A 23176-nucleotide genomic window follows, 5' to 3' on the forward strand; every position below is an offset into this window, starting at 1 on the left:
GATCAGTCCAGCCGCAGGTCCCCCATGAAGTCCAGAAAGCTGCGCATCGCGGCGGTCATCAGCTTGCCGGTCGGAAACAGGATGCTGATGGGCACATGCGGCATGGTATATTCGGGCAGCAGTGAGATCAGCCTGCCCGCGCGGAGATCCTCTTCCACGATGAATTCCGGCAGCAATGTCACCCCCATGCCATCCAGCGCCATGCGGTACAGCAAATCGCCGTTATTCGACGCCAGAATGGGCTGGATCTTCTGGTGAATGGTCTCGCCATCGCGCTGAAAGGACCAGGAATCGCCCGTGCGCAGATTGGTGTAATGCAGGCATTTATGGTCCTTCAGATCGGCGGGCAGAAGCGGCAGGCCGAACTTTTCGATATAATCCGGCGTTGCCACCAGCATGATCTTGCCCTGATGCAGACGCCGCGCGTGAAGCGATGAATCGGCCAGATGGCCGACCCGGATCACCGCGTCGAAACCATCGCCGATGATATCGCTGGCACCGTCCTCCAGCAGCAGTTCCAACTGGATATCGGGGTAGGTCTCCATGAACCGGCGCAGATGCGGTTGCAGAACCTGCAGCGTATAGGCGACAGGAGATCCGATCTTCAGCGTGCCCGCCGCCTGACCGACCGCATTGCGCACGCCCTCATGCGCGGCGTCCAGACGGTCCAGAACATCGCGCAACTGGACCCCATAGGCCTCGCCCACCGTCGTCGGCCGTACCGTCCGCGTCGTGCGCGTCAGCAACCGCGCCCCAAGGCTGTCTTCCAGATCCGAGATGTATTTGCTGGCAAGGCTGCGCGAAATGCCCATGCGACGGGCCGCCGCGGCGAAACTGCCTTCGTCCAGAATGCTGACGAATGTGCGAAGGACGATAATATCCATGCGGGGCCTTATCCCGTTGCTTTGAAAGCCTGTTTGTCAGTTTGCCACAGGTTTCGCCAGAGCGGGATGTACAGAAACCGCCCTGATCGGGCGGTTTCCGGGGTATCTTGACCGATACCAGAGCAGTCAGTGACAGCCTTGCGGGCCGTCGCAGGCCGCTTAGCGGGTGTAGGTATCGACCGGCTTCTCACCCGAGAAATCGGTGATGCTCAGCTGCGTGTCGGCTTTCAGGCCCGAACGGTCCAGCTCGGCCTGGGTCAGAACGGTGCCGGCGTCAACGGTGACGGCCTGAGCGGCTTCGATCCGGGTCGGGAATGCCTCGGGGCGCTCGTTGTCAGCACCTGCGGGGGCGGCTGCAACCGAACCGGCGGTCAGGGTCAGGGCGGTCAGAGCAATGGCAAAGCGTTTCATATCTTTTTTCCTTCGTGATGTCGGAAGCGTCTTCGCTTCCTGCTTGGTGAAGGACAGATAAGTTTGTGCCCGAATGGCGGGTAGGTACGATTTATCGATAAGACTGTTCGGGATCGTTCAACAATCACGGCGCTGTGATGGGGTAGATTGCGCGGAGCTGCCACCAGAGCCTGATGGACAGTTGAGAGGTCAGAAATGGCAGCTTTTAGCCGTTTCCAGTCCGCCGTGGCCATGGCTATGCTGGGCCAGCAAAGCTAATCGGAGGCTGAGTTTGTCGAATGTCCTGATTCGAACCAATCGCGATTATCGCCTTCTGCTTTCGGCCAGTTCGGCGTCGAATCTGGCCGACGGGGTCGGATTGGTCGCATTGCCCTGGCTGGCAACGATGCTGACACGTGATCCGATTCTGATTGCCGGGGTCGCGACTGCGCAGCGCCTGCCGTGGCTGGTGTTCGCACTGCCTGCCGGGGTTTGGACGGATCGTGCGGACCGGCGGTTGCTGATGGTGCGCGCTGATCTGGTGCGGGTGGTGTTGATGGCATTTACCGTCCTGATGGTTATTTCGCAGTCCGCCCTGCCTGTGCCCGACGGATCCGGTCCACTGGCCATCCTGTCCCTGATGCTCATCGCTTTCCTCTTCGGTTCCGCCGAGGTGATCCGCGACAATGCCGCCCAAACGATCCTTCCCTCCATTGTCGCGCAGGAAGATCTGGAGCGGGCTAACGGTCAGATGTGGAGTGCCGAGCAGATCGCGGGCCAGTTCGTCGGCCCTCCGGTGGCAGGGGTATTGATCGCGTCTTCGGTCGCGCTGCCCTTTGGGATCAACGCGACGGTCTATGCCGTTTCTGCTCTGCTCATCTGGCTGATCGCGTTGCCGCCGCGAAAAGCTGCCTTTGCCAACCACTTCCTGCCTGCGCTGCTAGAGGGAATGGGGTGGATGTGGCGTAATCCGCTGATCTTGCGCCTTGCCATTATGCTTGGGGCGATTAATGCCCGTGTTCATCGGTGGCATGACAGTTCTGGTTCTTTATGCGCAGGAGGTTCTGAGCCTGTCCGCAATCGGATACGGGCTGCTGCTGACGTTTGCCGCGATGGGAGGTGTTGTGGGTGGTCTTCTCGCGCCTACTTTGGCGCGATGGTTGGGCATGAGGCACAGCCTTATCGTAGCACTTGGCGTATTCGTCGTCATCAACCTTATTCTTGGGTTGTCCAGCTCGCCGGTGATGGCTGGCATTGCCCTGTTTTGCGAGGCAGCGGCAGGAATGCTGTGGAACGTGGTCACGGTCAGCTATCGCCAGCGCCTGATCCCTGACGAATTGCTGGGCAGGGTGAATTCAGTCTACAGGTTCTTCGGCTGGGGCGCGATGCCGTTTGGTGCGATGGGGGCGGGTGCCTTGGTGACGGCGCTGACACCCGCCGTCGGTCGAGGTGATGCCCTTCACGTGCCCTATCTGTTCGCCTCTGGCGTTTGCGGTATGCTGTTGGCCTATACCGCCATGCGCCTTCGCTTCGGCCAAGCGTAAGGCTCCGCAGAGCGGGCGTCCGGGCGTTTGATGGCGGCAGTCTGTTTCCGCCGGAAATGCTAAGCGATCGGCTGCGGCATTGCCGGATCGGTCAAGTTCTTGCCATGCTATCCGTCGCGGTCGGGAAGACGGCTTTGAAGGCATGCGCGATCCGGTCCCATTCCTGACGGTTGCCCGGAACGCCCATGCGCATCCAGCTTTTCGAATAAGGGAAACGCCGCGTCCAGATATGGTGGCGCGCCAGCGCCGTCTGGGCCGCTTGCGCATCGCTTACATCATACAGGCGGAACAGATGCGTGCCGCCGACGACCTGCCATCCGGCCTTCATCGCAAACCGGTCCAGTCTCAGGCTGGCTTCACAGTGATAGCCGATCGCGTCTTCGGCCCATTCACGGTCAGCCATGGCGGCCGTTGCGATGTCCAGCGCTGGTCCGTTCACGGCCCAGGGGCCTGCCGCCTCGGCCAATCTGGCGAGCAGGTCCGGCTGCGCGATGACAAAACCCAGCCGCAGTCCGGCCAGACCCCAGAATTTGCCGAAGCTGCGCAGGACCAGCGCATTCCGGGGCAGGGAAGGGATCAGCGACAGATCCGGCCTTGGATCGGCGAAGCTTTCATCCACCACAAGATGCCCGACCGTCGTGGCCAAGGTCGCAAGTGTCTCAGCCTGCCATTCCCGCCCGTCCGGATTGTTGGGATTGACCAGCACGGCAAGGTCGAACCCCTCCATCTGGTCGATCCCTGAGACCTCGGATACGGGCCAGCCGGCGTGCCGCAAGCTGGCCGCATGTTCATTATAGGTCGGTGTCAGAACGGCGGCGCGGCCCGGGGGAAACAGGCGCGGGATCATCTGGATCGCGGCCGAGGCGCCATTCACCGCCAGCAGTCGTGACGGATCGCAACGGTAGCAGGCGGCAGCGACCCCGATCAGCCTTTGCATCGCGGCGTGGGTTGGCAGACTGCGCCAGGCGGCGTCACTGATGCCGCTGACCGGCCAGGGACGCCGGTTGATGCCGGTGGAGAGGTCGATCCAGTCGCCCCCACCATAGGTCGCCATGGCCCAGTCGATATTCCCGCCGTGATCGCGCGCCATGACGCCTCTCCTGCAAATTTGGCTTTGTTTGCTAGGCGTAAGCTGTCCTGTCCGCAATGCGTTTACCAATTTTTACTTTACATGGAGGGAAATCATCGACACGATATGTAGTAAGAACATTCGGGCACCTGTGCCCTGTGTTGTATGAAGACCAAGGGTTAGCGGCGCCAGAATCGCACCCATCAGAGGCAGGACAGAAGCAATGGCACAGAGCGAACGATTCGTCGCGGGCGATGAGATTCATCCTATTGATATCGTCGAATCCGTCGCTGCCCATCACGATTGGGAATTCGACAGGCTGGCAGATGACCAGATTGCCATGGTGGTCGCGGGGCAATGGCGGAATTATTCGCTGACCCTGGCCTGGTCGCCGCGGGAATCCGTGCTGCGCCTGATCTGCACCTTCGACATGGATCCCCCGGCCGCGCGGCTGCCGCTGATCTACGAGACGATCAATCTGGCGAATGATCAGGTCTGGGATGGCGGCTTTACCTTCTGGTCGCAGCAGCGGCTGATGGTCTGGCGCTATGGGCTGGTGCTGGCGGGTGACACCTTTGCCTCGCCCGAACAGATCGACCAGATGATCGGAAATGCGCTGATCGCCTGCGAACGCTTCTATCCCTCGTTCCAGCTGGTAGGATGGGGCAATACCGATCCGACCGCCGCACTGGACATCGCCATGGGCGAGGCCTACGGACGGGCATAAGGGGGCCGCGCCCCCGCAAGATTGCTGGGGGAGCAGATGAGCGAATTCGACGACATCAACGAACGTGGCCTTGTGCTGGTCGGCTGTGGCCGCATGGGTGGCGCGATGCTGAAGGGCTGGCTGGCCCGTGGCTTGCAACCGGGATCGGTGACGGTCATCGACCCGAAGCTTGCGCCCGAATGGCAGGACAAGGGGCTGCGCGTGAATGCGCCGCTGCCCGATAACGCCGCTGTGCTGGTGCTGGCCGTCAAGCCGCAGATGATGGCCGACGCCCTGGGCGAGGTGCCCTCGCTGACCGATACGCTGGTCGTCTCGGTCGCGGCGGGCACGACGATTGCCACCTATGAGGCCACTTTCCCCAATGCCGCCGTCGTCCGCGTCATGCCAAATACGCCCTCGGCCATCGGGCAGGGGATCTCGGCGCTGATCGGCAACCATCGCGCGACCGCCGCCGATTTGGATCTGGCCGAGGCGCTGATGCGGGCCGTGGGCCGCGTGGTGCGGCTGGACAGCGAAGATCAGATGGATGCGGTCACCGGCCTGTCGGGCAGCGGCCCTGCCTATGTCTTTCACATGATCGAGGCCATGGCCCAGGCGGGCGAGGCCGAGGGGCTGTCGCCTGACCTTGCGCTGGAGCTGGCGCGGATGACCGTTGCGGGGGCTGGCGCGCTGGCCATTGATGCGGATGAGGATCCGGCAGTGCTGCGCGAAAACGTCACCTCGCCCGGCGGGACCACGGCGGCCGGGCTGCGGGTGCTGATGGATGCGCAGGACGGTCTGCGGCCGCTGATGACGCGCACGGTTGCGGCCGCCGCCGAACGGGGCCGCGAACTGGGCCGCAACGGAAAATGACCATCTCGTTCGACGATTTCCTGAAGGTCGATATCCGCGTCGCCACCATCACCCGCGCCGAAGCTTTCCCAGAGGCGCGAAAGCCCGCCATCAAGCTGTGGCTTGATCTGGGGGCGCTTGGGGAACGCAAATCCTCGGCCCAGATTACGCGGCATTACGCGCCCGAAACGCTGATCGGTAAGCAGGTGCTGTGCGTGGTGAATTTCCCGCCGCGCCAGATTGGCCCCTTCATGTCCGAGGTTCTGGTGCTGGGCGTGCCCGACCCGGATGATGAGGTGGTGCTGATCACGCCCGATCTGACTGTCCCGAATGGTGGAAGGCTTTATTGATGAAATTGCTTGTGACCCGACCGATGACGGCGCGCGCGACGCGGGCGATCTTGGACAGATTTCAGACGGATTTTCACGAAAACCGCCCCTTGACCGAGGCAGAGGCCGCGCAGGCGATGCGCGATTATGACGCCATCATCCCGACGCTGGGCGATGCGTTTTCGGCCAGGGCGTTTCAGGGCGACCTGCGCTGCAAAATCCTGGCGAATTTCGGCGCGGGCTATAACCATATCGACATCGCGGCGGCGCGCGAGGCCGGGATTACCGTCACCAATACGCCCGATGTGGTGACCGACGCCACCGCCGATATCGCGCTGACGCTGATCCTGATGACCATGCGCCGCGCGTCCGAGGGCGAGGCGTTGCTACGCGCGGGCAAATGGACCGGCTGGCATCCGACGCAGCTTCTGGGCGGGCATGTGACCGGTGCGACGGTGGGGATCATCGGCATGGGCCGGATCGGTCAGGCCATCGCCCGGCGCTGCCATTTCGGTTTTGGCATGAAGGTGGTGTTCTTCAACCGCTCGACCGTGACGGGGCTGGACTTTCCCGCCCGCCAGATCCCGGATCTGCATGACATGCTGCATGCGGCGGATGTCGCCGTCGTGGCTGTTCCCGGCGGTGCGGGCACCCGCCATCTGATCGCCGGGCCCGAATTGCAGGCGCTTGGGCCGGATGGCTATCTGGTCAATATCGCCCGTGGCGATGTCGTCGCCGAAGCGCCGCTGATCGCCGCGCTGACCGATGGCACCATCGCCGGCGTCGGGCTGGATGTTTACGAGCGTGAGCCGCTGGTCCCGCAGGCGCTGCTGGACGCGCCGAATGCGACGCTTCTGCCGCATCTGGGCACGGCGACGGATGAGGTGCGCACCAATATGGCCTTGCGCGCATTGCAGAACGTGATCGCATTTTCAGAAAACCGCAGCCCCGAGGACGTCGTAAGCTGACTTTTGATAAGTCATGGAACATCCCATTTTTCGGCACGTTAATGGCTCACAAGACTTAACCTAGTTTTAAGGAGAGTGTTATGAACTGGGATGTTGTCCAAGGGAAATGGAAGCAGATCAAAGGCTCGGTCAAGGAAAAATGGGGCGAGCTGACCGATGACGAGCTGGACCAGATCGATGGCGACAAGGAACAGCTGTCTGGCAAGCTGCAGGAAAAATACGGCTGGGCCAAGGAAGACGCCGACAAGCAGATCGACGATTACTTCCGCGATCAGGGCTGATATCACTGCCGCGTGATGGATTAAGGAAAGGGTGCCTTCGGGCGCCCTTTTTCGCTTTCTCTTGCCTCTGACCGCGCCTAGCATCGCGCCATGTCACAGATCACAGACCCTCTTGCCCTGCGCGCGCTGGACCTGATTCAGGCGGGCATTCGTGCCGCCGATCCTGAACATGCGACCAGCGCTGCCTTGCCCGACCTGCTGGCCAATCCGCCCGCTGGCGGTGGTGTCTGGCACATCATCGCCCTGGGCAAGGCCGCCCGCGCCATGGCCAAGGCGGCGCTGGACGCGTTGCCACAGGCGCGGGCGCTGGTGGTGACCAATGCCGGAAATGATGCACGACTGCCCCGCGCCGAAATTCTGGTTTCAGGTCACCCCGTTCCCGATGCCGCAGGCGAGGCTGCGGCCCGCCGGGTCGAAGACGTTCTTGCAGGCGCCAAGCCCGGCGACCGGGTGCTGGCGCTGATCTCGGGCGGTGGATCGGCCATGCTGCCAGCGCCGGTCGAAGGCGTCAGCCTTGCGCAAAAGCAAGAGGTCAATCGTATCCTGCTGGGCGCGGGGGCTGATATCGCGCAGATGAACCTGATCCGTCAGGCCCTGTCCCGGCTGAAGGGCGGGGGCTGGCTGCGCGCCAGCCGCGCACCGGTCACGGCGCTGATCCTGTCGGATGTGCCGGGCGACGATCTGCGGGTCATCGCCTCGGGGCCGACCGTGGCGCCCATCGGCTCGGTTGCGCAGGCGGCGGATATGGCGCGCGAGTTGCAGATCTGGGATGATCTGCCAGACGCGGTTCAGACGGCCTTGCAGCGCCCGCAGGATAGGCGCGCCCTGCCGCCCGCGACGAATATCCTGATCGGCTCGAACGCGCAAAGCGTCGCGGCCATCATCGCGGCGGGCGCGCGCGATGGTGGAGCCGAACTGACGGGCGATGTCGAAGATTGCGCCCGGGCGTTGGTCCGCGCGGCGCAATCGGTAAAGCCGGGCGAGGCGCTGGTTTTTGGCGGCGAAACCACCGTGCGGCTGACCGGCGACGGGCAGGGCGGACGCAATCAGGAACTGGCCCTGCGTTTCGCCCGTGCCGCAACCGATCTGCCGGGGAACTGGGCTTTCGCCGCCATCGGCAGCGACGGGCGCGACGGGCCGGGCGAGGCCGCAGGGGGTGTTGTCGGCCCCGAAACGCTGCAACGCATCCGCGATGCCGGGATCGATCTGGATCAGGCCCTGTCGCGCAATGATTCCGGACCCGTGCTGCAGGCCGCTGGCGGGTTGGTTGTGACCGGTGCGACCGGCACGAATGTGGCCGATCTGGCGCTTTTCATCCGCGAAAGCTAGGCGGCGCGGTCTACATCTGGTCGATCAGGTCCAGCATCTCGGGCGGCAATTGCTGCTCGTGCAGGGTGAAGCTGTGGCTGTGCCGCGCCTCATCCGTGACCGTGATGTGATAGGTCATGCGGTCGGCGCCACTGCCATAGGGTTGCTGTGACAGGCGCTCCAACTCATCCGGTTCGAACGCATCCGAAAGTTCCTGCCGCATGGGTGCGGCTTGCTGGTCGACGTCAATTGTCTTGTTCAGGCCAGAGGCGACAATGCCGCCAAAGCCGCCTTTTGCTGCGATTTCGATAATCATGGCATCTGCCCACAGGATTACGCTACCGCATAATCTAGGGTCAGATCGCGATTCCTACAAGTTTCCATGCGCGGCGCAGCATCACCGCCTCGGTCGAGCCATTGCCGGTCAGTTCATTCGCGGATTGGATGGTCTGATCGGCCCAGTCCAGAAAGGTCGCCATCGGATTATTCAGCGATTGCAGCGCGTGATACCAGATCCGGCCCGGCGCCTCCCACGCGTTCCCGCCCAGATAAGAGGCGAAGAGGTAGAAGGCGTGGTTGGGAATGCCGGAATTGATATGCACGCCGCCATTATCCTCGGGCGTGGTGACGAAGTGATCCATGTGCCAGGGCTGCGGATCCTGGCCCAGAAGATTGTCGGAATAGGCGGTGCCGGGCGCCTTCATGCTGCGCAGCGCCTGACCGTTGATGCCGGGACCAAGGATGCCGCGCCCGACCAGCCAATCCGCCTCATGCGCCTGCTGACCAAGCGCGCGTTGCAGCGTCAGGCTGCCAAAGACATCCGCAATGCTTTCATTCAGCGCGCCCGATTGGTTCTCATAGATCAGGCCGCCGGAATACTGGATCACGCCATGGGCCATCTCATGCCCGACCACCGACAGTTCCAGAAAGGTGCGGAACAGCCTGCCATCCCCGGTGCCATAGGCCATCTGCCTGCCGTCCCAGAAGGCGTTGTTGTAATCTCGCCGGTGGTGGACCGTGGCGATCAGCGGCATGCCGTCGCCATCCAGTGAATCGCGGCCATATTCCTCTGCAAACAGAGAGAACACTTCGCCCGCGGCGTCATAGGCGGTATCGGCATCGGCGATGCCGGTGTTCGGATCGCCCTCGGACCGGACCAGAAGGCCGGGCAGGGCGGCGCGATACTGGCCATCGTGGATCTGGCGGTTGGGCTTGACGCTGCCATCGGGCAACGCCGCTGCACGCCCCAGCGGCGTGGCGGAGATTTCGTGCGGGGGCAGGCCCGGATGGGTCATCTCTGCCCGCTCTTCGCGCACCTTCTCATTCTGTTTCAGCAGGCGGCGGGCCATCGTCGCCACGGCCTCGTCTCCGCGCATCTCAAGGACACGCAGCATATAGGGCGGCACGATGCAGTTCAGCGGATGATGGTGAGAGCAAGCGAGCGAAAAACACATGTGACGAATCCATTCTGAATGATTCTTACACTACCATAGGACGAACAAGAACAAAACAGGAACAATTTTCACGAAGCAGAAATAGACGCGTGTTCGGCGCCGCAGGTCAGTCGATCCTGCGGCCTGTTTCCGCTTGGAAAAGATGCAATGAGCCGGGCCGGTAATTCAGCCGCAGGACGTCGGACAGCTGCGCATCTGACGGCATCGTGATGGTGATCTGCTCATTGCCGATCTGCCCGTGAACCAGACGCTGCGCGCCAAGTTCCTCGACCGCGCCGACCTTCATCTCGATCGGGCCGTCGGGGCTGACCGACAGATCCTCGGGTCGGATGCCGATTGTGCCCGCATGGGCGCTGCCGGGCAGATGCGGGACCGAACTGGCCTTGATCAGGTTCATCGCCGGGCTGCCGATAAAGCCCGCCACGAAGGTCGAGGCAGGCTTGCGATACACCTCCAGCGGGGTGCCGATCTGCTCGACCTTGCCCGCGCTGAGGACCACCAGCCGGTCGGCCAGCGTCATTGCCTCAAGCTGGTCATGCGTCACGTAAAGCGAGGTCGTGCCAAGGCGTTTCTGCAGATCCTTGATTTCCAGCCGCATGGTGATGCGCAGCTTGGCGTCCAGATTGGACAGCGGTTCATCGAACAGAAAGGCCGCCGGTTCGCGCACGATGGCCCGGCCCATGGCGACGCGCTGACGCTGCCCGCCAGACAGGGCACGCGGCTTTCGATCCAGAAAGGCGCCGATCTGCAGGATCTCGGCTGCCTCGGCCACGCGGCGGTCGATCTCGGCCTTGGGGGTGCGGCGGTTCTTCAGCCCATAGGCCAGATTCTGGCGCACCGACATATGCGGGTAAAGCGCGTAGTTCTGAAAAACCATGGCGATGTCGCGGTCCATCGGCTCGACATCATTGACCACGCGGTCACCGATGCGGATCTGGCCTTCGGTGATGCTTTCCAGCCCGGCCACCATCCGCAGCAGGGTGGATTTCCCGCAGCCCGAGGGGCCGACCAGCACGATGAATTCGCCATCCGCAATGTCGATATTCACATCGCCAATCGCGCGGGTGCCGCCGGGATAGATCTTGCCGACATTGTCGAGGGTGATTGAAGCCACGTTATTATTTCTCCGTCTCGACAAGACCTTTGACGAACAGTCTTTGCATGAAGATCACGACCAGCAGCGGCGGCAGCATCGCCAGCACGGCGGTCGCCATGATATAGTTCCACTGCGGATCGGTATCGGCCACCGTGGACATGCGCTTGATGCCCGCGACGATGGTATACATGTCCGATCCCGTCGTGATCAGCAGCGGCCACAGATATTGGTTCCAGCCATAAATGAACATGATCACGAACAGCGCCGCGATATTCGTGCGCGACAGCGGCAGCAGGATATCCCAGAAGAATTTCAGCGGTCCGGCGCCGTCGATGCGGGCGGCCTCGGTCAGCTCATCCGGCATGGTCAGAAAGACCTGCCGGAACAGGAAGGTCGCCGTGGCCGATGCGATCAGCGGAACGATCAGGCCAGGATAGGTGTTCAGCATGCCCAGATCCGCCACCACCTGAAAGGTCGGCACGATGCGCACCTCGACCGGCAGCATCAGGGTCGAGAAGATGATCCAGAAGGCGACCATGCGGAAGGGAAAGCGGAAATAGACGATGGCGAAGGCCGAGAGGACCGAAATGGCGATCTTTCCGACCGCGATGCCAAGCGCCATGATCAGTGAGTTCAGCATCATCCAGCCCACCGGCGGCATGCCCGAGGTCGAGATCCCGCTGTTCAGCATCCGGCTGTAATTTTCCCAGGCCTGATCCCCGAACCACATGGGGACCACGCCGCCGAGGAAATCGTTGGATGCATGGGTCGATGCCACCAACGCGACCCAGACCGGCAGCGCCACGATGGCGACACCGACGATCAGCACCAGATGGGCCAGCACATTCAGAAAGGGGCGATTTTCAACCATCAGTAAGCCACCTTCTTTTCGACAAAGCGGAACTGGATCACCGTCAGCAGGATGACAATGGCCATCAGGATCACCGACTGCGCCGCCGAGGATCCCAGATTCTGGCCGATAAAGCCGTCCTGATACACCTTGTAGACCAGAATATTGGTCGATTGCGCGGGTCCGCCCAGCGTCGTCGCGTCGATCACCGCAAAGGTTTCGAACAGCGCATAGACCAGATTGACCACCATCAGGAAAAACGTCGTCGGTGAAAGCAAGGGCAGGGTGATGGTGAAAAATCTTTTCACAGGCCCCGCGCCGTCAATGGCCGCCGCCTCGCGCAGGCTGGCGGGGATGGATTGCAGGCCCGCGATGAAGAACAGGAAGGAATAGGAAATCCGGCTCCAGGCCGAGGCGATGACGACAAAGATCATCGCGTCGGTCGGGTCGAAGATCCAGTTGAAGTTGATGCCAAGCTGTCTCAGCACATAAGGCAGAATGCCGATCGAGGGGTTGAAGATGAACCACCACAGGATCCCCGCGACGGCAGGGGCGACCGCATAGGGCCAGATCAGCAGCGTCGTATAGACCTTTTCCGATTTGATCAGCCGGTCCACGGCCACCGCCATCAGCAGCGCAAAGACCATGGTGACCACCGTGACCGAGACGGTGAAGATCAGCGTCACCGAAAAGCTGTTCAGATATTCCGGGCTTTTGAAGAGCGCCTTGTAATTGCCAAGCCCGATGAATTCGGTCTTCAGGCCAAAGGCGTCTTCGCGCAGAAAGCTTTGCCAGACGGCCTGACCCGCAGGCCACAGAAAGAAAATCGCCGTGACGATCAATTGCGGTGCCAGCAGCAGCAGCGGCAGAAGTTTATTGTTGAAGACGACCTTTTTCATCGCTGGCTCCGGCAGGGAAAGACGCCCGCAAGCAAAGCTGCGGGCGTCCCACGTTCGGTTACTGGTTCTGTGCCTGGAACTCTTCGATCAGGGCATTGCCGCGGCTGACAACCGCATCCAAGGCGCCCTGCGCGTCCTTGCTGCCACCCAGAAGCGCCTCGAACTCTTCGTCGATGATGGTGCGAACCTGCACGTAATTGCCAAAGCGCAGACCTTTGGAATTCGCCGTCGGCTCATTCAGCGTGATCTGCTTGATCGCGGTATCGGCGCCCGGATTGGCCTCGTAATAGCCCTGTTCCTGCGACAGCTCATAGGCCGCGGTCGTGATCGGCAGATAGCCCGAGAACTGGTGCCAGTCGGCCTGCACCTCGGGTGAGGAGAGATAGGTGAAGAACTTTGCTACACCCTGATATTCCTCATTCGCGCGGCCTTGCAGCACCCACAGGGTCGCGCCGCCGATGATCGAGTTCTGCGGTGCGCCCTCGACATCGTCGTAATAGGGCAGCATGGCGAAGCCCAGATCGAAATCCTTCGAGTTTTCAACGACCGAGGCGCGCGAACCGGAAGTGTTCATCATCATCGCGCATTCCTGCCCGTAGAACATCGGCGGGGCGTTATCGCCGCCCAGCGGACCGGCATATTTATAAAGGCCCTCATCGGCCCATTTCTTCATGTTTTCCCAATGCTTGACCTGCACCGGCCCGTTGACCGTCAGGCGCGCATCCAGTCCGCCAAAGCCGTTTTCCAGCGTGCCGATGGGCTGGTTGTGCCAGGCCGAGAAATTTTCGGTCTGGATCCAGCTGACCCAACCGGTCGTGAAGCCACAGCTTGCCGCACCCGATTCGACGATTTTGCGCGAAGCCTCTTCCATCTCGGCCCAGGTCTTGGGCGGCGATTCAGGATCCAGCCCGGCCTTTTCGAAGGCGGTCTTGTTGTAATACATGATCGGGGTCGAGCTGTTGAAGGGCATCGACAGCATATTGCCACTGGTGTCGGTGTAATAGCCGGCCACGGCGGGCAGATAGGCGGCCGGATCGAACGGCTCTTCATTGTCGGCCATCAGTTGATAGACCGGATAGATCGCGCCTTCGGCGGCGATCATGGTGCCGGTGCCGACCTCGAAGACCTGCACGATGGCGGGCTGCTGCTTGGCGCGGAAGGCGGCAATCGCGGCGGTCATCGTCTCGACATAATTGCCCTTGTAGGACGGGACGATGTTATATTCGTCCTGGCTTTCGTTGAAATTCGTGGCGATTTCTTCCAGCTTCGCGCCCAGTTCCCCGCCCATGGCATGCCACCACTGGATGTCGGTTTTTGCCTGCGCGGCAGAGAGCGATGCGATCAGCGCCATTGCGGACGCGGCGAACATTTTGGTCATTCTTTCCTCCCTATGGAGTTGTTTTGCGACACCGGGCCTAACGGCCATTGGTGACGGCGACGCAACAATCCTGTGAGGGAAATGTGACAGCCTTTGACCGACTGGTCAACGACATGTTTTTTCTTTCCGCGCCAGCTGCTTTTCGCGAATGTTCCCGGATATTCGTTCCTGCCAATGGCCTGATCGCTGCCGGAATTTGCTGTCGGTCCCGATCAGGCCTTGTCGGTGCTGCCGAACATGCCCCGGACCGCGCCGATCAGCGGCACGATCGTGGCATTCAGCACCGGGTTGATGACATATTTGACGACCGGGATCAGGATCAGGCCAAGCGCCAGACCGAAGATCCCGTCAAAGAAGGCCGTGGTGGCCCAGGCCACAAGCCCCGGGGCCTGCGGGACGGCCGCGGCTGCGGCCTCGGACATGTGGTGGATCCAGTCATAGGGCGCGCTGAACCCCATTTCGGACAGCCCGTGCAGGATGATCTGACCGCCCACCCAGATCATGGCGGCAGTGCCCACGATGGTCAGCGCCTTCATGAAGCCGGGCATGAACTTCACGATTCCCCGGCCCAGCGATGCCAGAAAGCCGTCATTCCTGCTGGCCAGATGGACGCCGACATCATCGGCCTTCACGATCACGGCGACAAAGCCATAGACGGCCACCGTGATGCCAATGCCCACGACCGCCAGAATCAGCGCCTTCATCCAGATCGGATCGTCGGCGGGGATGGTCGACAGCGCGATGGTCATGATCTCGGCCGAGAGGATGAAATCGGTCTTGATCGCACCGGCCACGCGCGTTTCTTCCAGCGCGGCACCGTCGCCCTTGGGATTGGTGTGCTTTTCGCTGTCATGGGTATCGCCGCCCCAGCCAAGCGCATGGGCGACCTTCTCGGCGCCCTCGTAACACAGATAGCCGCCACCCAGCATCAGCAGGGGCGCGATCAGCCAGGGCGCGAAGATCGACAGCAGCAGCGCCACCGGCAGCAGGACGATCAGCTTGTTGAAAAAGGAACCCCGGGCGATTTTCCAGACGATGGGCAGTTCTCGGCTGGCGTCGAACCCCTGCACATATTTCGGCGTCACGGCAGCATCGTCGATGACCGCGCCGGCCGCCTTGGCCCCGGCCTTGGCGGCCTGACCGGCCACGTCGTCGATAGAGGCCGCCGCGACCTTCGAGATGGAGGCGACGTCGTCGAGAAGTGCCAGAAGACCGCTCATGTGGTTCCTTTACAGATCTGTTCAGGGTTGGGCCGCTCACGGGATTGTCAGCGAAGCATATGGCGCGAAACGCAAAAAGGGGCGAAGAAGTTCACCGCTTTGCCGGAATTCGACAGAATTGGCCCGGCGCGCGGGGGGATTGGACGCGTTTCGACCGTGAATTCCGGCTACCAGATATAGGCCAGACCTGCCGCTGCGGCCAGTGCAAGCAGCGCGATCAGCAGCCGCCTCAGATAGCGCGGGTTCTGTTCATTCGGATCTTCGGCCAGAGGCGCGGCGATCAGGCCCAGCGTCTCGCGCGTGCGCTGCCGCGCGCGGGCAGGGGCCATGATGGGTGTCAGGCCGGCTGTCAGCGGCGCAAGATTTTCCTTCCACCCGCCCACGATGGCCCGCAGGTCGGGCTCGTCCGCCTTGCGGTTCAGCGTCGCCTCGGTCGTCTCTTCATCCAGCAGGCCCAGCACAAGTTCGGCCGCCAGCAACTGGTCGGCCTGCGCGGGCGACAATGTTTCGGCAGATTCCGCGGGCAGGCACAGCAGATCCGACTTCAGCATCTCGCGCTCGGTCCGGGGCGAACTGCCGTTCCGCGCCGCCAGATCGTCATAGGTCAGCCCGCGCAGATAGATTTCGCGCAGGTTTTGCAGCCGCTCCATGTCCAGCCTTGCCAGAGGCCCCTGATCGGGGCGCAGGATGGCGGAACCCTCCGCATCGCCCTGTGTCGGCGCGGTAAGCTGCACCACGGGTTTCGTGTCGGGCCTGCGCTCGCTGCGCCTTGCATTGCGCAGCCGCGACAGCGCGCGATTGCGCGTGATGTCGATCAGCCATGTCATCGGCTGCAGTTTGAAATCGACAAAATTATGCGACTGCTTCCAGACCGCGACATAGACATCCTGCAGGGTTTCCTCGGCTGCGGGCCTGTCATTCAGCATCATGACGCAAAGCGCATGGATCCGGGCCGAGGTCATGTCGTAGAATGTTTCAAAGGCCGCGCGATCGCCCTTGGCGATCTGCGCAATCAGTCTTTCCAGCTGCTCGTTCTGCGCGTCTGCCACGTCCTGGTCCTGCTGTTTTGCCGCAGTTAAGGATTAACTCTATGTAGCGCGGCAGGCGCCGTCAACGCGAGGGCCGCTTGCACCCGCGCCACATATGCGCGATCAATGGCGCGTTGCGAGGAAAGGGCCCGACGATGCTGGACATGAACGCCAAACCCACCGAAGAGATCGACCTGCGCGAGACGTTCGGTCTGGACAGCGATATGAAGGTCAAGGGTTTCGCCGAACGCAGCGACCGCGTGCCCGAGATCGACAGCACCTACAAGTTCGATCCCGACACCACGATGGCGATTCTGGCGGGCTTTGCCTATAACCGCCGGGTGATGATCCAGGGCTATCACGGCACCGGGAAATCCACCCATATCGAACAGATCGCCGCCCGCCTGAACTGGCCCTGCGTGCGGGTAAACCTGGACAGCCATGTCAGCCGGATCGACCTGATCGGCAAGGACGCGATCAAGCTGGTCGATGGCAAGCAGGTGACGGTCTTCCACGAAGGCATCCTGCCCTGGGCGCTGCGCAACCCGACCGCGATCGTCTTTGACGAATATGATGCAGGCCGCGCCGATGTGATGTTCGTGATTCAGCGCGTGCTGGAGGCTGATGGCAAGCTGACCCTGCTGGATCAGAACGAGGTCATCACCCCGAATCCCTATTTCCGCCTGTTCGCCACCGCCAATACGGTCGGTCTGGGCGACACGACCGGGCTGTATCACGGCACCCAGCAGATCAACCAGGGCCAGATGGACCGCTGGTCGCTGGTCAGCACGCTGAACTATCTGTCCCATGATGCAGAGGCCGCCATCGTCCTGGCCAAGAACCCGAATTACAACAACGAAAAGGGCCGCAAGACCATCAACCAGATGGTGACGCTGGCTGATCTGACCCGCACCGCCTTCATGCAGGGCGATCTGTCCACGGTCATGTCGCCGCGCACGGTGATCTCTTGGGCGCAGAATGCCCGCATCTTCGACAATGTCGGCTATGCCTTCCGCCTGACCTTCCTGAACAAATGCGATGAATTGGAGCGTCAGACGGTCGCCGAATTCTATCAGCGCCTGTTCGATGAGGAACTGCCGGAAAGTGCTGCTGCGAAGGCAAGCTGATCGCGTTACCGTCCGGCAAGGCGTCCCGTAGGGATAGTGAGGCGTCCGTTACCGCTGTAACCCGTCCAGCACGAACAGCCGCACCGCCGTTGCCAGCCCGACTTCGGGCGGGCGGGCGTGGTCGATCTGGCCGATCAGCCGGGCGCGGGTCGTGCCGCGCGCCTTTGCGATCGTGCCAAGCGCGGTCCAGAAGGCATCCTCCAGCGAGACCGAGGTGCTGTGCCCGTCAATCGTGACCGAGCGTTTGACCGGCGGGCTCATCGGCGGAAAGTCACTCATCCTCTGTGCGATGCGCTTCCAGCGCGCGCGTGGCGCGCTCGGTTTCGGCCTTGCGCAGGTTCTTCTGCGCCTTGGCTTCACCGAATTTCACGGAATTGGCGTCCCCTGCCGCGCGTTTTTCAGCGCGGGCGCGGTCCTTACGGGCCTGTCGCAGGTTCACTACCTTGGTCATGGCCGCAGGTTATCGCGACGCTTGCCGGAAAAAAAGTCCGTTTCCATTTCGCCGCCCTTCGGGTCTACTGACATTTCCTGGTAAAAGAGGTTCGATATGCGCGAATTCTTTATTGACTGGTCAGAGCGCCTGATCGCGGTCTTTGTCATCGTGGCGGGAATCGGGGTCATCTTCGCCAGCCTGGCGGCGATGTTTTCGGGGATACCCGGAGGGTTCCTGCAGGGGCTGCTCATCCTGATCGGCGGCTGCATCTACCTGATCATCATGGGCGGGATGCTGTATGTCGCCTTTGGCATTTACCGCAACACGCTTGAAACCAACCGTCTGCTGGCGGAAATGCTGCGTAAATAGGCGCCTGAGCGTGAAAGGCGCGTGCCCATGGGACGCGCCTTTCCGTTATCCTGGGTCGATCAGCCCTTGGGGCCGATCATGTCTTCGGGACGCACGACCTTGTCGAAGGTCTCGCCATCGACCAGCCCCAGATTGATCGCCTCTTCGCGCAGGGTGGTGCCGTTCTTATGCGCGGTCTTGGCGACCTTGGTGGCATTGTCATAGCCGATGGTCGGCGCCAGTGCCGTCACCAGCATCAGCGATTCCTTCATCAGCTTGTCGATCCGTTCGACATTGGCCTTGGTGCCGACGACCATATTGTCGGTAAAGCTGCTGGCCGCATCGCCCAGAAGCTGCATCGACTGGATGACATTATAGGACATCATAGGGTTATAGACGTTCAGTTCGAAATGACCCTGCGAGCCCGCAAAGGTCACGGCGGCGTCATTGCCCATGACATGCGCGCAAACCATGGTCAGCGCCTCGGCCTGGGTCGGGTTCACCTTGCCCGGCATGATCGAGGAGCCGGGCTCGTTTTCCGGCAGGATCAACTCGCCCAGACCCGAGCGCGGGCCGGATCCCAGCAGGCGCATGTCATTGGCGATCTTGAACAGCGAGGCCGCGACCGTTTTCAGCGCGCCCGAGAAGAAGACCATGGCATCATGGGCGGCCAGCGCCTCGAATTTGTTCGGCGCGGTGACGAAGGGCAGATCGGTGATCCGGGCGATTTCGGCCGCGATGTCGGTATCCCAGCCCTTGCGCGTGTTCAGCCCGGTGCCCACGGCGGTTCCGCCCTGCGCCAGTTCGTAGATATCGCCAAGGGCCAGCTTCACCCGCTCGATGCCCTTTTCGACCTGATAGGCATAGCCGCCGAATTCCTGGCCAAGCGTCAGCGGCGTCGCATCCTGCGTATGGGTGCGGCCGATCTTGATGATGTCCTTGAACTCTTCCGACTTCGCGGCCAGCGCCTTTTGCAGCTTTTCCAGCCCCGGGATCAGCACATCGCGGGCCTGCATGGCGATGCCGATATGCATCGCGGTCGGGAAGGTGTCGTTCGAGGACTGCCCCATATTCACGTGGTCATTGGGATGGACCGGGGTCTTGCTGCCCAATTCGCCGCCCAGAATCTGGATGGCGCGGTTCGAGATGACCTCATTCGCGTTCATATTGGACTGCGTGCCCGAGCCGGTCTGCCAGACGACCAGCGGGAAATTGTCGTCAAACTTGCCTTCGAACACCTCGGTGGCGGCCTGTTCCATCGCCTTGGCGACATCGTCGCCCAGCTTGCCGTCCCGGTGATTGATCCGCGCCGCCGCCAGCTTGATCGCCCCAAGCGCACGGATGATCGGCACCGGCTGATGTTCCCAGCCGATCGGGAAGTTCAGGATCGAACGCTGCGTCTGCGCGCCCCAGTATTTCGAGGCGTCAACCTCTAGCGGGCCGAAGCTGTCGGTTTCGGTGCGGGTGTTGGTCATCGCGTGCTCCTCACGGTTTCGCGCAGTTTTTAGCGGCTGTGCGCCCCGTCCGCAATTCGTATACCAAAGTATGCTAACGCCAACATCGGTATTTATGCGCCTTGCAGGCTGTCCAATGCTGCGCGCAGGCGGTCCAGCTGGCTGTCGGGCAGCGGCAGAACCGGCCGTGGCGGCTGCGCCTGCGTCACCGACATCAGATGCGCCAGCGAATAGATCACCCGCAGGCTGCCATATTCGCGAAACAGCGCCCAAAGCGGGGCCATGACCTGTTGAAGGCGTGCGACCTCGGCCCTGTCGCCCTGTCTGGCAGCCTGCGTCAACTTCAGCGCGGGCAGGGGCAGCAGCCCGGCAATGACGCTGAACCAGCTGTCAGCCCCGGCCAGAAGCGCGTCCGGGCACAGCCAGTCGCCGCTATAGCCGATCACGAAACCGTCTGGCGTGGCATCGCGCAATGCCGCGATCTCGCCTGCGAAGTCTCCATCCGCGGGCAGGGGCATCTTGACCGCGTGAATGGTCGGGATCTGCGCCAGACGCTGCAAGAGCTTGACCGAGAAGGTAAAATTCGTGGTCGAGGGGTTATTATAGATGCACAGCGGCAGGTCTGTGGCCGAGGCAACAGTGGCATAATGCTGATAGACCTCTTCTTCGGTCAGCGGCGTGTAAGAGACCGGCGCCAGAAGCAGCCCGTCCGCCCCGTTCGCGGCCGCGTGACAGGCCAGATCCTGCGCGTGATCGGTGCGCAGGGCGCCGATGCCGACGATCAGCGGCAAACGCCCCGCCACGACATCGCGCCCGGTTTCCAGCACGCGCCTACGCTGAGCCAGCGACAGATAGGGATAGCTGCCGGTGCTGCCCAGAAGGCAGATCGAATCGAGCGTGATCTGATCGCTCCGCGCCTCGGTCAGATCCGTCAGCAGGCGCGTGAAATCAGCCTCGATCAGTCCGCCGTCGGGATCCGAGAGGGTAGGGGGAAAGGCCGAAAGCCCGGAAAAGACAGACATGTAACGCGCTCCTTATCCTCGTGCTGATCCTTACCGGCAGAAGGGCATGGCGCCAAGACAAAGGCAAGCGGCTTGGCGGGCGCCGATTGTTAGAGCGTTTCGGGTTTAGGTTGATACATATCCGCTCAGCCTGCCTGTCGCGCCAGCGGCAGGCACGCGTCCGCCCGCCCCACGGCGGGCGCGTTCCGCGCCCACCCGGGCAGACGCTCAACGCGAAGCGAGACTGCCTCAACCTTAACCTGAAAAGCTTTAGGTCTGGGGAACGTCCCCCTCAAGCCGCGCGGTCATCCTCTGCAGCACCAAAAGCGTCGTTTCATATTCGGCGGGATCAAGATCGCCGCAGGTATCCCTGATGACCCCGCCGATGATCCGCGTCACCGGATCGCGCAGCTCCTGCCCCTTCTCGGTCGCCGCAATCTGTACCACGCGCCGGTCGTCGGCTCTGGCATGCCGATCGACCAGCTCCTTGCGGGTCAGCCGGTCGATAAGGCGGGTGACGGTGGTCCGATCCCGGCTGGTCAGCCGGGCAAGCGCCGTCATGGTCTGGGGTCCGTCCTGCCACAGGATCATCATCAGCGACCATTCTTCGGCGGTCAGCATCAGCCCCTGTTGCTGCAGGCGCGACGTCGCCTCGGCCCGCAAGGCCTGCGCGGCCCGGTTGATCCAATGTGGCAGCGCCGCGCGGAAATCAAAGTTTGCATTCATGTGCTATTAGCAATATGTGTATTTTGCACTTATTGGAGTCTCCCCATGGCGTCTCTTACCATTGTTGGACCATCCGGGCGATATCGTCACGTGACTTTGTCAGAGCCCGATCCCCGTCAGGCGCTGGTTCTGGCCTTTGACAGCAATGCCCCGCGGTTTCGGCGCGCCCGGCATTACAGGACCCTGACCGCCGGTCTGAATGCGCTGGCCGACAGGTTGCGTGCCATGCCCGGCGCGGCAGAGGTCGTGCTGTTCAAATCGATCCTGACCCCGCCCGGGCGCGGTCATCTGCCGGGGATCGGTCGGGTGACATTCGATCTGGTGCTGCTGATCTGGTGCCATGATGTCGAAGCCGCCGCCCGGATCGAGGCCAGCGATGCCTTTCAGGCGATGCGCGATCAGGCAGGCAGCCGCGCCGTGATCTTTCAGGCGCGAAACGTCCGCCGCATCGGGCCGGTGGATCACAGCCGTCCGGGCGTTTTCCTGTTCAACTGGTTCGCGGCGCAGGACGTGGCGCAGAATCTGGCGGTCTGGGAACATACGGCGGGGTGGTTTCAGGATGTGACCCATCTGGATAACTCAACCGTACTGCAGCCGATCACGCCGATAGAGGGGCTGTCGATCGTCAATCACTGCAGATGGGACAGGCTGCGTGATATCCTGCCCGCGCTGATCTTCCGGCGCTCTTTCCGCAGCTTCGTACTGGCGAATTTCGCGGCCAACCGGGTGGCTGCGCGCCCGATCCTGTACCGCATGGTCACGCGCTAAGGCGCAGGGATCACTTGCGCCACTTGTCCAGGCTGACGACCTCTCCGCCGCCCTTGGGTTCATCGCCGGGGCCGTCTTCTTCCTGGGCCTCGTCACCGAATTCTTCGGTCTCGTCATCCTCGTCTTCGTCGCTGTCCTGCGTTTCAAAGCGCAGGCCGAATTCGACGGAAGGGTCGACAAAGGTGCGCAGCGAGTCAAAGGGGATGCGCATGGGCTCGGGCGAATTGCCGAAATTCAGCGTGATGGTAAAACCATCCTCATCGACCGACAGATTGTCGAACCAGTGCTGGATGACGATGGTCATTTCCTCGGGATAGCGTTCGCGCAGCCAATCGGCCATTTCGACCCCGTCTTCGCGGGTGTCGAAGGTGATGAAAAAGTGGTGCTCGCCGGGCAGGCCATGTGCCGCGACCTCTTCCAGAACATCTGCAATCAGACCTTGCATCGCACGATGCATCATCCTGCCATAGTCGATTTCAGACCGTGCCATCGCGTCTACCCCTCGTAGTTGCCACCACCATAGGGATATGCGCCGAGATAAAAAAGGGGGCTGTTTTCCGCCGGATGAAGAAAGCAATTCCGGTCAGGCGGATCGCGCGCTTTTGTCGCGTCTGAGGTGGGGAAGGTGCAGGATTCTGTTGCAAGGCTCCTGCGGGCCCCGCCTTACGCTGCTAGGCGCAAGGAGTTAGGTTTCGGTTACCCGAGCTGCTTACGCAGCCAGAGCGACCGGAGCACGGTTGTCGTTGGCAACTGTACAATTTGCACCGATGACGGTGGTAGCTCACCGAGACAAAGCAAACATCTTTAGACGTTCGTCGATCCTGTTTCGGCCCCATGATCCCCCAACGAAGGCGATTTGGTGGAGCCGCCGGGTACCGCCCCCGGGTCCGATCCGCTTATTACATGCGCGTTTATGTCCATAGCCCGGCTTGCGCCGAACGGTTTGAATATAGGCGGTCCGGCTGGGCTTCGCAACGGGGGTGGCGGGAATACCCGCCGCGCCAGTCGGCTTTGCCACGATGCGGGCGGGCAGGGTCATGAAAAAGCCGCGCGACCCATCGGG

28 protein-coding genes and 1 other RNA gene are annotated in these 23176 nt (G+C 62.0%); 11 read left to right on the plus strand and 18 right to left on the minus strand.

Annotated elements, in window-relative coordinates; all coding sequences use genetic code 11:
- Positions 1-2 precede the first annotated feature (2 nt).
- Positions 3-884, minus strand: a complete 882-nt coding sequence (locus JHX87_RS16010) for a LysR family transcriptional regulator (protein ID WP_271883825.1) — start codon at positions 882-884, stop codon at positions 3-5.
- Between the two features lie 159 nt (positions 885-1043).
- Complete coding sequence (locus tag JHX87_RS16015) at positions 1044-1295, minus strand: hypothetical protein (protein WP_271883824.1); 252 nt, start codon at positions 1293-1295, stop codon at positions 1044-1046.
- Between the two features lie 271 nt (positions 1296-1566).
- Here JHX87_RS16015 and JHX87_RS18485 point away from each other — a divergent pair, with 271 nt between their 5' ends.
- Positions 1567-2607, plus strand: coding sequence for an MFS transporter (locus JHX87_RS18485; protein WP_334220877.1), 1041 nt, complete (start codon positions 1567-1569; stop codon positions 2605-2607).
- Positions 2558-2818 carry a hypothetical protein gene (locus tag JHX87_RS18490; protein ID WP_334220876.1) on the plus strand — a complete coding sequence of 87 codons (261 nt, stop codon included), beginning with the start codon at positions 2558-2560 and terminating at the stop codon, positions 2816-2818. Before JHX87_RS18485 ends, JHX87_RS18490 begins: the two co-directional genes overlap by 50 nt.
- Before the next feature lie 91 nt (positions 2819-2909).
- Here the strand turns inward: JHX87_RS18490 and cobD are convergent, their stop codons facing one another.
- On the minus strand, positions 2910-3908 hold the full coding sequence (cobD, locus tag JHX87_RS16030; protein ID WP_271883822.1) for a threonine-phosphate decarboxylase CobD: 999 nt from the start codon (positions 3906-3908) through the stop codon (positions 2910-2912).
- A gap of 202 nt (positions 3909-4110) precedes the next feature.
- Between cobD and JHX87_RS16035 the strand changes: the two genes are divergently transcribed.
- The 6 genes from JHX87_RS16035 to JHX87_RS16060 all read left to right on the plus strand — a co-directional run bounded on the left by JHX87_RS16035 (position 4111) and on the right by JHX87_RS16060 (position 8352).
- Positions 4111-4614 carry a type III secretion system chaperone family protein gene (locus tag JHX87_RS16035; protein ID WP_271883821.1) on the plus strand — a complete coding sequence of 168 codons (504 nt, stop codon included), beginning with the start codon at positions 4111-4113 and terminating at the stop codon, positions 4612-4614.
- A 36-nt stretch (positions 4615-4650) separates the two neighbouring features.
- Positions 4651-5466, plus strand: a complete 816-nt coding sequence (proC, locus tag JHX87_RS16040) for a pyrroline-5-carboxylate reductase (RefSeq protein WP_271883820.1) — start codon at positions 4651-4653, stop codon at positions 5464-5466.
- Positions 5463-5795, plus strand: a complete 333-nt coding sequence (locus JHX87_RS16045) for a tRNA-binding protein (protein ID WP_271883819.1) — start codon at positions 5463-5465, stop codon at positions 5793-5795. Before proC ends, JHX87_RS16045 begins: the two co-directional genes overlap by 4 nt.
- Positions 5795-6742, plus strand: a complete 948-nt coding sequence (locus JHX87_RS16050) for a 2-hydroxyacid dehydrogenase (RefSeq protein ID WP_271883818.1) — start codon at positions 5795-5797, stop codon at positions 6740-6742. Before JHX87_RS16045 ends, JHX87_RS16050 begins: the two co-directional genes overlap by 1 nt.
- Before the next feature lie 80 nt (positions 6743-6822).
- The gene (locus tag JHX87_RS16055; RefSeq protein WP_271883817.1) at positions 6823-7023 is read left to right on the plus strand and encodes a CsbD family protein; all 201 of its coding nucleotides are present in this window, start codon (positions 6823-6825) and stop codon (positions 7021-7023) included.
- 90 nt (positions 7024-7113) lie between these two features.
- On the plus strand, positions 7114-8352 hold the full coding sequence (locus JHX87_RS16060) for a glycerate kinase type-2 family protein (protein WP_271883815.1): 1239 nt from the start codon (positions 7114-7116) through the stop codon (positions 8350-8352).
- Positions 8353-8362: 10 nt separating this feature from the next.
- Here the strand turns inward: JHX87_RS16060 and JHX87_RS16065 are convergent, their stop codons facing one another.
- From JHX87_RS16065 to JHX87_RS16100, 8 genes are all read right to left on the minus strand, one after another.
- Positions 8363-8647 carry a protealysin inhibitor emfourin gene (locus JHX87_RS16065; RefSeq protein ID WP_271883814.1) on the minus strand — a complete coding sequence of 95 codons (285 nt, stop codon included), beginning with the start codon at positions 8645-8647 and terminating at the stop codon, positions 8363-8365.
- 40 nt (positions 8648-8687) lie between these two features.
- Positions 8688-9785, minus strand: a complete 1098-nt coding sequence (locus JHX87_RS16070; protein ID WP_271883813.1) for a M4 family metallopeptidase — start codon at positions 9783-9785, stop codon at positions 8688-8690.
- Positions 9786-9891: 106 nt separating this feature from the next.
- The gene (locus tag JHX87_RS16075) at positions 9892-10899 is read right to left on the minus strand and encodes a sn-glycerol-3-phosphate import ATP-binding protein UgpC (RefSeq protein ID WP_271883812.1); all 1008 of its coding nucleotides are present in this window, start codon (positions 10897-10899) and stop codon (positions 9892-9894) included.
- Positions 10900-10903: 4 nt separating this feature from the next.
- Entirely contained in the window at positions 10904-11752 is an 849-nt protein-coding gene (gene ugpE, locus JHX87_RS16080) for a sn-glycerol-3-phosphate ABC transporter permease UgpE (RefSeq protein ID WP_271883811.1), read from the minus strand.
- Entirely contained in the window at positions 11752-12630 is an 879-nt protein-coding gene (gene ugpA / locus JHX87_RS16085; protein ID WP_271883810.1) for a sn-glycerol-3-phosphate ABC transporter permease UgpA, read from the minus strand. Before ugpA ends, ugpE begins: the two co-directional genes overlap by 1 nt.
- 58 nt (positions 12631-12688) lie before the next feature.
- On the minus strand, positions 12689-14008 hold the full coding sequence (gene ugpB / locus JHX87_RS16090; RefSeq protein WP_271883809.1) for a sn-glycerol-3-phosphate ABC transporter substrate-binding protein UgpB: 1320 nt from the start codon (positions 14006-14008) through the stop codon (positions 12689-12691).
- A 212-nt stretch (positions 14009-14220) separates the two neighbouring features.
- Positions 14221-15228: a DUF808 domain-containing protein gene (locus JHX87_RS16095; RefSeq protein ID WP_271883808.1), complete on the minus strand. Its 1008-nt coding sequence runs from the start codon at positions 15226-15228 to the stop codon at positions 14221-14223.
- A gap of 167 nt (positions 15229-15395) precedes the next feature.
- Positions 15396-16277 carry a sigma factor gene (locus JHX87_RS16100; protein WP_271883807.1) on the minus strand — a complete coding sequence of 294 codons (882 nt, stop codon included), beginning with the start codon at positions 16275-16277 and terminating at the stop codon, positions 15396-15398.
- Between the two features lie 134 nt (positions 16278-16411).
- Between JHX87_RS16100 and cobS the strand changes: the two genes are divergently transcribed.
- Positions 16412-17383, plus strand: coding sequence for a cobaltochelatase subunit CobS (cobS, locus tag JHX87_RS16105; RefSeq protein ID WP_271883806.1), 972 nt, complete (start codon positions 16412-16414; stop codon positions 17381-17383).
- Between the two features lie 48 nt (positions 17384-17431).
- On the opposite strand, the gene JHX87_RS16110 is transcribed toward cobS, so the two are convergent.
- Both JHX87_RS16110 and JHX87_RS16115 read right to left on the minus strand, forming a co-directional pair.
- Positions 17432-17662, minus strand: coding sequence for a ribbon-helix-helix domain-containing protein (locus tag JHX87_RS16110; RefSeq protein ID WP_271883805.1), 231 nt, complete (start codon positions 17660-17662; stop codon positions 17432-17434).
- Complete coding sequence (locus JHX87_RS16115) at positions 17655-17834, minus strand: DUF4169 family protein (protein ID WP_271883804.1); 180 nt, start codon at positions 17832-17834, stop codon at positions 17655-17657. The genes JHX87_RS16110 and JHX87_RS16115 overlap by 8 nt, the downstream gene beginning before the upstream one ends.
- Before the next feature lie 96 nt (positions 17835-17930).
- Here JHX87_RS16115 and JHX87_RS16120 point away from each other — a divergent pair, with 96 nt between their 5' ends.
- Positions 17931-18185 (plus strand): hypothetical protein, encoded by a 255-nt coding sequence (locus JHX87_RS16120; protein ID WP_271883803.1) that lies wholly within the window; start codon positions 17931-17933, stop codon positions 18183-18185.
- A gap of 59 nt (positions 18186-18244) precedes the next feature.
- Here JHX87_RS16120 and fumC read toward each other — a convergent pair whose 3' ends face one another.
- The 3 genes from fumC to JHX87_RS16135 form a co-directional block, all read right to left on the minus strand.
- Positions 18245-19639 (minus strand): class II fumarate hydratase, encoded by a 1395-nt coding sequence (fumC, locus tag JHX87_RS16125; RefSeq protein WP_271883802.1) that lies wholly within the window; start codon positions 19637-19639, stop codon positions 18245-18247.
- Positions 19640-19731: 92 nt separating this feature from the next.
- Positions 19732-20640 carry a dihydrodipicolinate synthase family protein gene (locus JHX87_RS16130; RefSeq protein WP_271883801.1) on the minus strand — a complete coding sequence of 303 codons (909 nt, stop codon included), beginning with the start codon at positions 20638-20640 and terminating at the stop codon, positions 19732-19734.
- Positions 20641-20889: 249 nt separating this feature from the next.
- The gene (locus JHX87_RS16135; protein ID WP_271883800.1) at positions 20890-21345 is read right to left on the minus strand and encodes a MarR family winged helix-turn-helix transcriptional regulator; all 456 of its coding nucleotides are present in this window, start codon (positions 21343-21345) and stop codon (positions 20890-20892) included.
- Between the two features lie 90 nt (positions 21346-21435).
- On the opposite strand from JHX87_RS16135, the gene JHX87_RS16140 reads away from it, so the two are divergent.
- Positions 21436-22113: a hypothetical protein gene (locus JHX87_RS16140; RefSeq protein ID WP_271883799.1), complete on the plus strand. Its 678-nt coding sequence runs from the start codon at positions 21436-21438 to the stop codon at positions 22111-22113.
- A 10-nt stretch (positions 22114-22123) separates the two neighbouring features.
- On the opposite strand, the gene JHX87_RS16145 is transcribed toward JHX87_RS16140, so the two are convergent.
- Together JHX87_RS16145 and ssrA are read right to left on the minus strand one after the other, a co-directional pair.
- Positions 22124-22603: an SspB family protein gene (locus JHX87_RS16145; protein ID WP_271883798.1), complete on the minus strand. Its 480-nt coding sequence runs from the start codon at positions 22601-22603 to the stop codon at positions 22124-22126.
- Between the two features lie 134 nt (positions 22604-22737).
- Positions 22738-23092, minus strand: a transfer-messenger RNA (tmRNA) gene (gene ssrA, locus JHX87_RS16150).
- Between the last annotated feature and the right edge of the window lie 84 nt (positions 23093-23176).

The sequence above is a fragment of the Paracoccus fistulariae genome, from assembly GCF_028553785.1.
GTDB classification, from domain to species: Bacteria; Pseudomonadota; Alphaproteobacteria; order Rhodobacterales; family Rhodobacteraceae; genus Paracoccus; species Paracoccus fistulariae.

Coding starts and splice junctions, on each gene's coding strand:
- fumC (WP_271883802.1), bottom strand. CDS start 19,639: ATGACCAACACCCGCACCGAAACCGACAGCTTCGGCCCGCTAGAGGTT.
- JHX87_RS16130 (WP_271883801.1), bottom strand. CDS start 20,640: ATGTCTGTCTTTTCCGGGCTTTCGGCCTTTCCCCCTACCCTCTCGGAT.
- JHX87_RS16015 (WP_271883824.1), bottom strand. CDS start 1,295: ATGAAACGCTTTGCCATTGCTCTGACCGCCCTGACCCTGACCGCCGGT.
- JHX87_RS16135 (WP_271883800.1), bottom strand. CDS start 21,345: ATGAATGCAAACTTTGATTTCCGCGCGGCGCTGCCACATTGGATCAAC.
- JHX87_RS16095 (WP_271883808.1), bottom strand. CDS start 15,228: ATGAGCGGTCTTCTGGCACTTCTCGACGACGTCGCCTCCATCTCGAAG.
- JHX87_RS16120 (WP_271883803.1), top strand. CDS start 17,931: ATGCGCGAATTCTTTATTGACTGGTCAGAGCGCCTGATCGCGGTCTTT.
- ugpA (WP_271883810.1), bottom strand. CDS start 12,630: ATGAAAAAGGTCGTCTTCAACAATAAACTTCTGCCGCTGCTGCTGCTG.
- cobS (WP_271883806.1), top strand. CDS start 16,412: ATGCTGGACATGAACGCCAAACCCACCGAAGAGATCGACCTGCGCGAG.
- cobD (WP_271883822.1), bottom strand. CDS start 3,908: ATGGCGCGCGATCACGGCGGGAATATCGACTGGGCCATGGCGACCTAT.
- JHX87_RS16045 (WP_271883819.1), top strand. CDS start 5,463: ATGACCATCTCGTTCGACGATTTCCTGAAGGTCGATATCCGCGTCGCC.
- JHX87_RS16110 (WP_271883805.1), bottom strand. CDS start 17,662: ATGAGTGACTTTCCGCCGATGAGCCCGCCGGTCAAACGCTCGGTCACG.
- JHX87_RS18490 (WP_334220876.1), top strand. CDS start 2,558: ATGCTGTGGAACGTGGTCACGGTCAGCTATCGCCAGCGCCTGATCCCT.
- JHX87_RS16035 (WP_271883821.1), top strand. CDS start 4,111: ATGGCACAGAGCGAACGATTCGTCGCGGGCGATGAGATTCATCCTATT.
- JHX87_RS16115 (WP_271883804.1), bottom strand. CDS start 17,834: ATGACCAAGGTAGTGAACCTGCGACAGGCCCGTAAGGACCGCGCCCGC.
- JHX87_RS16010 (WP_271883825.1), bottom strand. CDS start 884: ATGGATATTATCGTCCTTCGCACATTCGTCAGCATTCTGGACGAAGGC.
- JHX87_RS16050 (WP_271883818.1), top strand. CDS start 5,795: ATGAAATTGCTTGTGACCCGACCGATGACGGCGCGCGCGACGCGGGCG.
- JHX87_RS16070 (WP_271883813.1), bottom strand. CDS start 9,785: ATGTGTTTTTCGCTCGCTTGCTCTCACCATCATCCGCTGAACTGCATC.
- proC (WP_271883820.1), top strand. CDS start 4,651: ATGAGCGAATTCGACGACATCAACGAACGTGGCCTTGTGCTGGTCGGC.
- ugpE (WP_271883811.1), bottom strand. CDS start 11,752: ATGGTTGAAAATCGCCCCTTTCTGAATGTGCTGGCCCATCTGGTGCTG.
- ugpB (WP_271883809.1), bottom strand. CDS start 14,008: ATGACCAAAATGTTCGCCGCGTCCGCAATGGCGCTGATCGCATCGCTC.
- JHX87_RS16060 (WP_271883815.1), top strand. CDS start 7,114: ATGTCACAGATCACAGACCCTCTTGCCCTGCGCGCGCTGGACCTGATT.
- JHX87_RS16065 (WP_271883814.1), bottom strand. CDS start 8,647: ATGATTATCGAAATCGCAGCAAAAGGCGGCTTTGGCGGCATTGTCGCC.
- JHX87_RS16145 (WP_271883798.1), bottom strand. CDS start 22,603: ATGGCACGGTCTGAAATCGACTATGGCAGGATGATGCATCGTGCGATG.
- JHX87_RS16055 (WP_271883817.1), top strand. CDS start 6,823: ATGAACTGGGATGTTGTCCAAGGGAAATGGAAGCAGATCAAAGGCTCG.